We start from the raw sequence: 12,328 nt of genomic DNA, 5'->3' as shown, positions 1-12,328 counted from the left end.
TTCAATAACCTCCGTTCATAATGTACTTCCCCGTTTGCTCAATCTCTTCAATTACTTCCATCAAGTCTTCTCTTGTGGTACGAGGATTTAACAAGGTGAATTTCAAGTACGTAGAACCACAGACAGATGTTTTTGCAATGACAGCTTTCCCCTCTTGATACAAAACCTGCTGGATTTGGCGATTAAGTTCACATAGATTCTCACTAGATTCTGGCTGGTATTGAAAAACAACTGTATTTAGTTCAGGGTGCTGATTTGCAACTGAAAACTCAGGCTTTTCCTTCAAGTAGTGGACTGCAAACTCAGCGAGGTCCATTGTCGTATCAATCATGCTGCCTAACAAATCTGTACCTAATGTTTTTAAAGTTAATAGTACCTTTAAAGCATCAAATCTTCTTGTCGTTTGGACAGACTTATTAACAAGATTCAAGATGCCTTCTTGTTCGTCTTTTACAGGATTCAGATAATCCGCATGCAAGGAAAGCCATTGGAAATGCTTCCGATCCTTGATTAAGCATAATCCGCAGCTGATCGGCTGATAACACAATTTATGAAAATCTAATCCGACGGAATCCGCTTGCCGCATACCTTCGATCTTTAGATAATGAGAATGACTAAATAGAAGCGCTCCTCCGTAAGCCGCGTCAATGTGAAGCCAAAGATCTTTTCTCTGACAGATGTCAGCTAATTCACCTAGTGGGTCGATACTGCCGTAATCCGTTGTTCCGCAAGTAGCGACCACACAAAAAGGCACTAAGCTTTTCTGCTCTAAACGTTGGATGGCTTGTTCGAAACTCTTGATACACATCCGATGATTCTCATCCGTCGGGACTGAAATTACAGCTTGTTCACCTAAGCCAAGCTGGGAAGCTGATTTTTTCACTGTGAAATGGGCTTCCTCTGAGCAAATGATTCTCATTCTTCCAAGATCTTGCGGGAGTCCAGATTTTTTAACATTATGGTTCCAATAGGTTTGACAAAAAGCATCTCTTGCCATTAGTAGACCCATGTAGTTGGACTGTGTTCCTCCGCTAGTAAAAACCCCATCAGCTGTTTCAGGCATCCGGACATACTCCGCTAAACTTTTTATCAGTTCTTCCTCCACAAAAGTAGCTGAAGGGCTTTGATCCCATGAGTCCATAGATTGATTAAGAGCACCAATCATCAACTCCGCCACCACCCCCGTCAACAAAGGAGGACAGTGCAGGTGAGCGATACTTTTCTTGTGACTGACATGAAGGCTGTTCGATAAAACGGCCTCCCCAATTTCGTCAAGCACCTCTTGAAATGGTTTCGTTTCACCCGATAGTTTCATAATTGGGAGCAGCTCTTTTTTAATTTCACCTGTAGTGCTCCCCTTAAAAGGTTGATCCGCTCTTTCGAAAACAGTAAGAAGTTTCTCTTTCACAAGATCGACTTGCTCGTTAAAGGTCTGAATACCTTCTTCACCCGAGTGAAGGAAAAACGAATCGTAATATCCAGACTCTTTTGAAACTCTTTTATTTTCATAGGAAGTAATCATCGCTTTATCCCTTCTAAAGAAAACCTCACAGCTTCATCAAAAATCCTAATAACCTCATCCGCTTGTGCATTTGTAAGGATCAATGGTGGAAGAAGACGAATAACCGCACCATTTCTTCCTCCCACTTCCAAAATGAGACCGCGATTAAAACATTCACGCTGGATTTGGCTTGCAAGTGCTGGATAGGCAGGGGAGCTCCCACTTTTACTCTGAGAAAGCGATGGATCGACTATTTCTACGCCAATCATCAGTCCCCTTCCTCGTACATCACCGATCTCTTTAACGTTTTTCTGAAGTTGTTTTAACGATTGAAGAAGATGTGCTCCCATTTTTTCCGCATGTACATCTAATTGGTTTTCTTTCACATACTTCAAAGTAGCAGTTCCAGCTGCCATGGCCATCTGATTGCCACGGAAGGTACCAATATGAGCTCCTGGTTCCCACGTATCTAATGACTCGTCATACACCACTACTGAAAGAGGGAGACTGCCACCAATGGCTTTTGAAAGAACAAAAGCATCTGGAACGATACCTGCGTGTTCAAAGGAAAACATCTTTCCTGTACGCCCAATACCAGTTTGTACTTCATCAATGATTAGCGGAATTCCCCTTTCCTTCGTAATTCTTCTCATTTCTTTCAACCATTCTATCGGAGCAGGAATCGATCCGCCTTCTCCTTGTACCGTTTCAAAGATCATGGCTGCGGGTGGAAGAATGCCGCTTTCAGGATCATCAAGAAGATTCTCAATATACGTACTGCTTATTTGATGTCCTTCTTCTCCACCTTTTCCAAACGGGCAACGATACGTATAGGGATAAGGGAGAAAATGTGTATCTGGCATCAATCCCTGGACATTTTTTTTAGGATTTAAATTGCCGCTGATCGACATCGTTCCGTGAGTCGCCCCGTGATAGCCCCCCTGGAAAGTAAGGATGCTTTGCCTCCCAGTCGCTGTCTTTGCCAGCTTTATCGCTGCTTCAATCGCATCTCCTCCAGTCGGGCCGCAAAACTGTATTTTCGCTCTTTCACGGAACCCTTCTGGAAGGGAGGAGAAAAGTTCGTCTACAAACTGTTCTTTAACTGTAGTTGTTAGATCTAACGTATGTAACGGTAATCTGTCATGAATCACTTTTTCCATAGCCTCAATTACGATCGGATGATTATGCCCTAGCGCAAGTGTTCCTGCCCCTGCTAAGCAGTCAATATAGGTTCGGTCTTCCACATCCGTAATGTAAACTCCCGCTGCTTTCTTAATAGCCAAAGGGATTCGTCTGGGATAGGAACGTGCATTGGATTCGCGCTTTTCTTGCTGACTAAGTAATTGTTTATTTGAAATAGAGATTTGTGTATTCATAGGGCCAACTCCTTTTTTTGTTACTCGTTGTTCGCTTCAACGACATAGTAATTGATAATGATTATCAATGTCAACATTAATTGAAAACCATTATCAATTGTTCTCGTCCATATTGGTTCATTTGATCTATATGAAAAATTAGCTTTAACCTACATAACACCAGCGATTTTAGCCAACCAAAGAATATTTTTCCATCTAAAGATAATTTATAAAAATTAAGTCAAAAGACTCCTGTATATAAAATGAACAAAAGTCCAACACTCCGTGAGAGCCGCCAAAACAAAAAAAAGAGAGTGCATGGCGAACATGCACTCTCTCAATTTCTTACTATGATTAAACCACATCGTATCCTTGTTCTTCGATGGCTTCTTTCATTTTATCTTCATGGACTCCACTATGGGACACCTCTACGTTGCCGCTGTCAAGATGAACATCGACTTTTTCTACACCTTCCAGCTCTTCGAGAGCTCCTTTGACAGCTTTTTCACAATGTCCACATGTCATTCCTTCAACTTTTAGTGTAGTTTGCATTCTTCAATCAACCTTTCCTAGTTGTTATATTTTGGCTCGCTTCAAACGAAGAGAGTTGCTTACGACACTGACCGAACTGAAGGCCATGGCAGCACCTGCGACCCACGGGGCCAATAATCCGATGGCCGCAACTGGTATACCTGCCGTATTGTAAGCAAGGGCCCAGAACAAGTTTTGACGTATATTTTTCATCGTTTTCCGACTAAGCACGATCGATTTGCTTAAATGCATGAGGTCTCCGCCCATTAAGGTGATATCTGCGGTCTCAATGGCCACGTCAGTACCTGTTCCTATGGCAATGCCGATATCAGCTGTTGCGAGCGACGGCGCATCGTTGATTCCGTCGCCGACCATAGCCACTTTATGCCCCTGGCTTTGCAATTCTTTTACCTTTTCCGCTTTTTCTTCTGGTAAGACTTCGGAAAATACCCCGTCAATCCCTACTTGAGACGCGATTGCCCGAGCTGTGCGCTCATTGTCGCCAGTGACCATGTACACCTCAAGACCAAGTTTTTTCATTTCTTGAATCGCTTGTTTAGACGTTTCTTTCAAAGTATCTGCAACGGCTACGTAGCCCTTTATGAATCCATCTACAGCTATGAGCATCGCCGTCTTGCCTTCTTCTTCTAAATCAGAAAGAGTGGTATTATATTCTTCATAAGAAAGGTTCTCGCGTTCCATAAGTTTTCGTGTACCAATGTGAACACGTCTTCCTTCAACGTCTGCTTGAATGCCATAACCAGGTATCGCTTCAAAATTTGAAGCTTCTTGCGACTCGACACCTTTCTCTACTCCATAAGAAACAATAGCTTCAGCCAAAGGATGTTCTGAAGCCTTTTCGGCAGCGATGACATCCTTAAGGAGAGAGTTTTCATCATTTTCAAAAGCAACAAAATCCGTCACTTCCGGTTGACCCTTTGTAACTGTCCCCGTCTTATCAAGTAACACAGTAGTTAAACGATGGGTTCCTTCTAAATACTCTCCGCCTTTATACAGAATCCCCTGTTCTGCACCTTTTCCCGTTCCAACCATGATGGAAGTCGGTGTAGCGAGTCCAAGTGCACATGGACATGCAATAACCAGTACAGCAATGGCTGCCTCTAGTGCTTGCGGCAACTCGCCTGGAGATACAACGAAGTACCAGGTGATAAAGGTCAGAACGGCTATCCCAACAACTATCGGGACAAAAATTCCGGATATAACATCAGCTGTTCGCTGTATAGGAGCTTTAGAACCTTGAGCTTCTTCAACAATCTTTACGATACCAGAAAGAGCTGTATCTTTTCCTACTCGCTCAGCTTTCATTTGGATGGTTCCATTCTTGTTGATGGTGGCGCCAATGACCGGATCATTTTCATTTTTCTCAACAGGAATGGATTCACCTGTAATCATGGATTCATCAACGGAGGATGAACCCTTTATGACCTTACCATCTACAGGTATTTTCTCTCCAGGCTTCACCATTAATACATCGCCAACCTGAACTTGATCTACAGGAATTTTCTCTTCTGTTCCATCTCGAATGACTGTCGCTTCTTTTGCCTGAAGGCTTAGAAGCTTCGTAAGCGCTGCGGTCGTTCTCCCTTTGGCTAACGCTTCAAATAACTTTCCAACTAGAATAAGCGTAATCAATACCGCACTTGTTTCAAAATAAAGCTCAGGTTCAAGACCTGGATTTAACTGCCACCTGATTCCTTCTACGACACTATAAAAATAAGCAGCAGAAGTACCTAAAGCAACAAGTACATCCATATTTGCACTCTTGTTACTAAGTGCTCTGTAAGCACCCATGTAAAAAGGAGCTCCTATATAAAACTGAACAGGTGTTGCTAAAACAAATTGGAACCAAGGATTCATAAATAGATGTGGGACTGGAATCCCAATATCCCATGGGAGATGACCGATCATCGTATAGAGGAGTGGTAAAGATAAAATTGCAGAAATCCATAATTGCCGTTTTTTCCGATTAATTTCTTCTTCCTTATGATCTTTCTGCTCTTCTCTATCTTTTTTTACCACCGCTTCATATCCGAGTTTTTTCACTTTTGCAATGATGTCATCGACGGAAATTGTGCTAGGGTCATATTCAACAACTCCTGCCTCCGTTGCTAAATTTACTGTTGCCTGGTCAACTCCGCTTGCTTTGTTCAGCACCTTTTGTATACGAGAAGAACAGGCTGAACACGTCATGCCGTGAATATCGAGTTCAACCCGCTCTTTCTGCACCCCATATCCAAGTTTCTCAATACGGGCCGTAATATCTTCAGGCTCAACTTGATCAGGGTCATATTTTACAGTTGCATGTTCCATTGTCAAATTGACATTCGCTTCGACACCGTCCATTTTATTTAGAACTTTTTCAATTCTTGTCGAACATGCCGAGCAAGTCATGCCAGTTATTCCAATGTCTATGTTTCTCTGCTCACTCATGATTGAGCCTCCTCACTTGGAGAATTGTTGGATCACTTTCATCAGCTCATCAATGGCTTCTTCCCCTTCCCCCTTCTTAATCGCTCCTGCGACGCAATGGTGGGTGTGTCGTTCCAATAGCGAATACCCCACTTTATTCAAAGCTTTATTGATCGCTGAGATTTGCACAAGAATATCAACACAATAACGATCGTTTTCTACCATCTTTTGAATCCCTCTAACTTGACCTTCTATTCGTTTCAATCGATTCATGACCGCTTGCTTCTCATCATCTGTTCTAGGCTTTGCAGGCTTTTTGCCACTATCCTCTGGTAATGTATGTTCACACATATTTTTTCCTCCTGTTATTTTAATATACCCCGCATAGGTATTTTCAGTCAACAAATCAGCCTCTACATAATTGGTATATGTCTGAATGTTTTACTTAATACATTTAGGGGGTATCGGTTATAAGTATAAAAATATTCTGAGGTGATTTGGATGTTAGCTTTAATTTCTTGGATAGCATTAGGAATTGGAATGCTATCTTCTATCATCATCATAGTTGATGTGATCAGACATCCTCAAATGATGAAGGTTATGAATTTCGTTTGGCCGATCAATGGATGGTTTTTCGGCCCGATTGCTCTCTGGACCTATTTCAAATGGGGCCGTTTAAAAGCAAAAGCCAATGAAAAAGAAGACCGCCGCGGCCGACCGGCTAAAGTATTCGTATCTACAAGCCACTGCTCAGCTGGGTGTACCTTCGGTGACGCGGTCGGTGTTCCGATTGTTGCCCTTACAGGTCTAATGATAGCAGGTTCAGTGCTATTCGCCCACTATGTAGTTGAATTCATTTTAGCGTATATCTTCGGTATCATCTTTCAATTCTACGCCATATACCCCATGAATAAGGAACAAGGCGTAATCGGATCTTTTAAAGCAGCCATTAAAGCAGACTCTCTCTCTTTAATTGCATTTGAAGTCGGGATGTTTGGATGGATGGCCCTTGTCCATTTTGTGCTGTTCAGTGAACCGCCGAAGCCGAATGAAGCGACATACTGGTTTATGATGCAAATCGCTATGATCTTAGGCTTTATTACCAGTTATCCAGCTAACTGGGTTTTGGTTAGGAAAGGAATTAAGGAGGAGATGTAATCCTAGATCTTCTCTTTTCATAAAAGCTTGAGGAATTCTCACCCTCAAGCTTTTTTTATTTCAATTTTCCTTGTAAGGTTTCCTCACACAAAGGTTTTAAGCCTGTAAATCACATGGTAATCTTGTATTAATCAAAACATTCAGTTAATTGGGAGGTCTTAACTATCCGAAGAACAAAAAATGTTAATGTATTCTCATTTTTAGTCCTTGCGGTAAAGATGTGGGTAGCAAAATAAGGAATGTCTTTGGAAAAGCTATTTTGCCAGGTTAACCTAATAACACTCTCTTATTTGATAAGTAATTTATTCAATGTAAAACCACTTGTAAAGTATGCTTCCATCACCCCCTAGCAGCGGAAGCATACTTCTTTTTATTGATGCCCCTCAATCCATCTTCAAAAAATTCTTCCTATTCCTGAAGACTTGAATTCAAGTTATTATCGGGGCCGTTGCGTAATGAGAGTAAGGTTGGATGGGAAACAACTCGCTTTCCTGCGGGGGAACTTGCGAGCCTCCTCGTTCGCTACGCTCTCTGTGGGGTCTCGCCTAAGTCCTTCTCCCGCGGGAGGCTCGCCGTTTTCCATCCAACCTATCTATAGTGTAATGAACGGCCCATTTAACAGGAGTAAAGAGGCTCGGATTCTAGAATACAGATAGATTTTCGGTACCAATAATGTTTCCGTTACTCCTAACAGCCGTAAGGAGGTCCGGGAAACCGCGAGACTCCTGTGGGATGAACATGATAGGTGAGACCCCGGAGAACTTTAGCGCGAGGAGGCTTAGCACATGCCCATGGAAAGAGAGTGATTTCACTGACCTCCAAATTCTACTAAGGGAAACGGAAAGCTCACAGCACCTCGAAATCGAGTCTTCCACTATCCTGCCATTTAGTTGAACAAATCTTTTACTAAAATTATGAACCCCAGCGCTTAACCAAGCGCATTTGATAAATGAGAAAAACCGTCCCGCTATGGGACGGCTGCAAGATTCAATTACTACCCTTATAGCACAGAATTTTTTCTTGCTTCAATCACACGCTCTTTTAGCAAATGATAAAGATTAGGATGATCTCCTAAATAATCACTAACAATAAAGCTCTGTCCAGAAGACAAATTAAGCTCGTTAACAGTTTTATAAATCGAGGTCATTAAAACCCCTGTGAATAATAGATAAGGAAGAATGATAACATTTTTCTTTCCTTGCTTTGCTGCCCCCTTAACTTTTTGCTCAAAACGAGGGGAGGCAGCTGCCAGAAAACAAACCTCGACACTGTTCACATGAGTTCTTTTTTTCAGGAGCTTTGCAATCGTACAGATATCTTGCACTGCTTCCTTATCACTGCTTCCACGACCTACCAGCAGAATGTCCATATCGTTTGTAATTGCTTTTCGGTCTTCAATCCTTTCAATTAAAGCATCAATGATTTTTTCCTGAACCCCGAGCGGTTGCCCATAAGTAAACTTCACATCCGGGTGCCTCTTAACGACTTTATTTAATGTATGAGGAATATCTACTTTTGCATGAGCAGCAGTTAATAATAAGACTGGAACAACTGCAATAGAAGTTGCTCCTCGCTGCACACACTTATTAACACCTTCTTTAATATCAGATTTTGATAGTTCCAAAAAGCAATATTCTTGGATCGGAGTATCTACTAATTTCATAGCCTTCATTATAAAATGAATGGCTTCATCCGCTGCTTCCTTCATACGACTTCCATGGCCAACATAAAGTACTGCTTCCATTCTACCCCTCCCTCATCAAGCTTCTATAACAACCGTTTGGGGAACTGGATCGTTATATAATAAGCTTAGTTGATGGAGACGATCTCTAAAACGCACCACTTCTCCTACTACAATCATTGCAGGGTTATTAACTCTCGACTCTTTTACTACATCGACAATGTTATCAAGTGTTCCTGATACAACTCTCTGATGCTCGGTGGTCCCCTGTTGAATGATAGCGACAGGAGTCTCCTTGTTTTTGTCATTCAGAAGGAGTTGTTCGCGTATGTATGGAAGGTTGCTGATCCCCATGTAAATGGCCAGTGTATCCACACCTTTGGCTAAACTTTTCCAATCCACTTCATCATGCTTTCCTTTACAGCGATGTCCAGCGACTACAGCAAATGAACTTCCCATATCTCTATGAGTAATTGGAATTCCAGCATAAGCAGGCGCAGCAATTCCAGAAGTAATACCCGGAACAACCTCAAAGGAAATTCCATGCTTGGCTAATTCTTCTGCCTCTTCAGCTCCTCTTCCAAACACAAACGGATCGCCACCCTTCAGCCGTGTTACGATTTTCCCTTGTTTAGCGTATTTCACTAGCAGATGGTTAATCGTTTCCTGTTTTAAAACATGAAACTTTGGATGCTTCCCACAAAAGACTAGGTCTACATCAGATTTGGCTTCCTCCAGCAAATCTTTATTCACTAACCTGTCATATAAAATCACATCAGCCTTTTGAATACACTTCAGAGCTTTAACTGTAATCAATTCTGCATCTCCAGGTCCAGCTCCAACTAAGTACACCTTTGACATATCATTCCTCCTCAAATTTGTATCCATTTCACTAAGTAAGCTGACAATCTTCTACTACTCGGGCAATAGGACATATACTTCCTCGTTCTTTATAGCCACCTCAAACGTTTGAACACAACCCACATCTGGTTCCTGAACCTTCCCATCCTTGACGCTAATCTTCCAATCATGCATCGGGCAGAAAACATGCTCGCCGCTAACCAACCCTTCAGCTAAAACACCACCTTTGTGAGGACAGCGATTTTCTATCACATGAACCTTACCATTATCCAATTTGAATATAGCGAGCTCAAGATCGCCAACTACTGTGGTCTTCCCAATCTTTTCAGGCAAATCTTCTACTTTTGCAACAAAGACTTCATTTAGCATTGTTTCCATCGACACCACTCCTCTAGATTAGTGAGAACCTGAAGGTACTTTTACATTTTGATAGAGATTTTTTAGTATGTTCTGATCTTCCAACGCTTCCTTCCATGGATCCTTAAGAACAGATAAAGCTTCATTCATTCTATGGTTTAAATCGATGAACGTTTTCTTATCAGATAAGACCGATTTGATCTGATCAAGCCCGACTCTTTCCACCCATGCTGATGTTCGCTCTAAATAAGTAGCATCCTCCCTGTAATATTGTAAAAACGCCGCTGAAGTGTCTATAACTTCCTCCTCTGTTTTCACTTTACATAACAATTCTGCTTTCCTCATATGCGTGCCGCCATTCCCGCCAACATAGATTTCAAACTCCCCATCCAGCCCGACAACACCTATATCTTTGACCGACCCCTCTGCGCAGTTTCTAGGGCAGGCAGATACACTCATTTTTACTTTGTGAGGGGTATTTAGACCTTCGAATTTCTTTTCCAAGCGAACTCCCAGCCCGATAGAATCCTGAGTTCCAAATCGACAAAAGTCAGCTCCAACGCATGTTTTCACTGTTCGCAATCCTTTTGCATAAGCAGACCCGGAAGGCATGTCCAATTCAGACCAAATGTGTGGCAAGTCTTCTTTTTGTACCCCAAGCAGATCCAAACGTTGACCTCCCGTGACTTTGATTAATTTCACTTTATATTTATCTGCCACATCGGCTATCTTTCTTAAATCATTCGAATTGGTTACTCCTCCGTACATGCGAGGTACAACTGAATAAGTACCGTCCTTTTGGATGTTCGCGTGCAAACGTTCGTTTACAAAACGGGATTGTTTTTCATCTTGATATTCTTTAGGATTAAGCATGCCAAGGTAATAGTTCAAAGCAGGTTTACACTTGGAACATCCTTCTTCTGACTCCCAACCAAGAACATTCATAACTTCTTTTGTGTGAGTTAGTCCTTTTGCTTTAATTTCTTCGACTACTTCCTCTTTTGAAAGAGTCGTACAAGCACAAATTGACTCTTTATGGTTTTGATCAAATTCATCTCCCAGGGTATGTTCTAAGAGTTCCGATACTAAAGATTTACATCCTCCGCAAGATCTAGAGGCATTTGTACAGCCTTTAACTTGTTCTAGAGTTGAGAGTCCTTGACTGTTTATGGATTCAACAATGGTTTCTTTTGTCACTCCATTACATCCACATATAATCTCTTCATCTGGCATTTCCGCAACCAAATTCGTTCCTGCTGCGTCAGCATCGTCAGTATCTGTGTATTCTTCAATTGCAGCACCTTTATTGATAAGAGATAAGAGACGATTGCCATCCTTGGTATCACCAAATAGAACAGCTCCTGTAATTTTCCCATCATCAATAAGGACTTTCTTATAAATACCTTTCCAATCGTCAAACACTTTAATTGATTTCGTTCCCTCATCTTCATTGATTTTTCCGGTAGAAAATACATCCACTCCTGATACTTTCAATTGAGTTGATAAGACGGAGCCTTCGTAACCTTCTCCTTCTAACTCGCAAATCTTGAGTGCCATTTCTTTCCCTTGCTGATACAATGGCGCCACCAATCCATAGACCATCTCTCTATGCTCTGCACACTCCCCAACAGCAAAGATATTAGGAACCTGGGTTTCTAAATAATCATTGACAATGATTCCACGGTTGACAGGAATCCCACTTTCTTTGGCTAAGCTGATGTTGGGTCTAATGCCGACAGCCATTACAACCAAATCTGCTTCGATTTCTTCTCCATCTTTAAATTTGAGTCCTTCCACGCGTTCCTGGCCTGTAATTTCAGCTGACTGCTTCTTTAGTAGGAAATTCATCCCTTGATCTTCAAGCTCCCTTTGAAGCATTTTGCCTGCTGTTTTATCAAGTTGTCTTTCCATCAAATAATCAGCTATATGTACAACGTCTACCTTCATACCAAGGTTCAATAATCCACGAGCCGCTTCCAAGCCTAACAGCCCTCCGCCGATCACCACAGCTTTTTTATATTCCTTCGCACAATCCATCATGTTTTCACAATCTTTAATGTCCCGAAACGCTGTAACCCCATCTTTGTCTGCCCCAGGGAGCGGAAGCATAAATGGGACAGATCCTGTAGCTATGATTAACTTATCGAAATCAACTTGACGATCCTTATCTGTATAGATGCGTTGTCTATCTTTATCAATGACAGTTACGGTCTCTCCGGGATAGAGCAGGATATCGTTTTCTTCGTACCATTGCCAGTTGTTTAGTGTGATATCATCAATTTTTGTATCTCCCTGCAAAACTTTAGATAATTCAATTCGATTGTAATTTGGATAGGGTTCACTTCCGAACACAGTAATTTCAAATTTTTCTGGTGATAACTTAAGAACTTCCTCAACCGCCCTTATTCCTGCCATACCATTCCCAATAAGAACTAGTTTTTGCTTTGCCATGTA

9 protein-coding genes and 1 pseudogene are annotated in these 12,328 nt (G+C 41.7%); 1 reads left to right on the top strand and 9 read right to left on the bottom strand.

All coding sequences use genetic code 11. The annotated features are described in order from the left end of the window. Position 1: 1 nt before the first annotated feature. From ACRYKC_RS10835 to ACRYKC_RS10815, 5 genes and pseudogenes are all read right to left on the bottom strand, one after another. Positions 2-1,522 (bottom strand): pyridoxal phosphate-dependent decarboxylase family protein, encoded by a 1,521-nt coding sequence (locus tag ACRYKC_RS10835; RefSeq protein ID WP_433806748.1) that lies wholly within the window; start codon positions 1,520-1,522, stop codon positions 2-4. After that, positions 1,519-2,883, bottom strand: a pseudogene (locus ACRYKC_RS10830) (diaminobutyrate--2-oxoglutarate transaminase); the annotation flags it as partial. The gene ACRYKC_RS10835 and the pseudogene ACRYKC_RS10830, both read right to left, overlap by 4 nt. A 327-nt stretch (positions 2,884-3,210) precedes the next feature. Next, positions 3,211-3,408: a copper chaperone CopZ gene (gene copZ, locus ACRYKC_RS10825; protein ID WP_433806747.1), complete on the bottom strand. Its 198-nt coding sequence runs from the start codon at positions 3,406-3,408 to the stop codon at positions 3,211-3,213. Positions 3,409-3,432: 24 nt separating this feature from the next. After that, positions 3,433-5,838 carry a heavy metal translocating P-type ATPase gene (locus ACRYKC_RS10820; RefSeq protein WP_433806746.1) on the bottom strand — a complete coding sequence of 802 codons (2,406 nt, stop codon included), beginning with the start codon at positions 5,836-5,838 and terminating at the stop codon, positions 3,433-3,435. 12 nt (positions 5,839-5,850) lie between these two features. Next, on the bottom strand, positions 5,851-6,168 hold the full coding sequence (locus ACRYKC_RS10815) for a metal-sensing transcriptional repressor (protein ID WP_433806745.1): 318 nt from the start codon (positions 6,166-6,168) through the stop codon (positions 5,851-5,853). Positions 6,169-6,318: 150 nt separating this feature from the next. Between ACRYKC_RS10815 and ACRYKC_RS10810 the strand changes: the two genes are divergently transcribed. Then, entirely contained in the window at positions 6,319-6,975 is a 657-nt protein-coding gene (locus ACRYKC_RS10810) for a DUF4396 domain-containing protein (RefSeq protein WP_433806744.1), read from the top strand. 1,000 nt (positions 6,976-7,975) lie between these two features. On the opposite strand, the gene ACRYKC_RS10805 is transcribed toward ACRYKC_RS10810, so the two are convergent. The 4 genes from ACRYKC_RS10805 to nirB are packed head-to-tail and all read right to left on the bottom strand — an operon-like array spanning position 7,976 to position 12,325. Continuing rightward, positions 7,976-8,719, bottom strand: coding sequence for a sirohydrochlorin chelatase (locus ACRYKC_RS10805; protein WP_433806743.1), 744 nt, complete (start codon positions 8,717-8,719; stop codon positions 7,976-7,978). A gap of 15 nt (positions 8,720-8,734) precedes the next feature. Further along, positions 8,735-9,517, bottom strand: coding sequence for a uroporphyrinogen-III C-methyltransferase (gene cobA / locus ACRYKC_RS10800; protein ID WP_433806742.1), 783 nt, complete (start codon positions 9,515-9,517; stop codon positions 8,735-8,737). A 54-nt stretch (positions 9,518-9,571) separates the two neighbouring features. Next, positions 9,572-9,895, bottom strand: coding sequence for a nitrite reductase small subunit NirD (gene nirD / locus ACRYKC_RS10795; RefSeq protein WP_433806741.1), 324 nt, complete (start codon positions 9,893-9,895; stop codon positions 9,572-9,574). 18 nt (positions 9,896-9,913) lie between these two features. Then, on the bottom strand, positions 9,914-12,325 hold the full coding sequence (nirB, locus tag ACRYKC_RS10790) for a nitrite reductase large subunit NirB (protein WP_433806740.1): 2,412 nt from the start codon (positions 12,323-12,325) through the stop codon (positions 9,914-9,916). Between the last annotated feature and the right edge of the window lie 3 nt (positions 12,326-12,328).

It is taken from the genome of Halobacillus sp. A1-3 (assembly GCF_050971765.1).
GTDB lineage: Bacteria > Bacillota > Bacilli > Bacillales > Halobacillaceae > Halobacillus > Halobacillus mangrovi_B.
The sequence above is the reverse complement of the archived record's forward strand: the minus strand, read 5'-3'. Positions and strand labels throughout refer to the sequence as shown.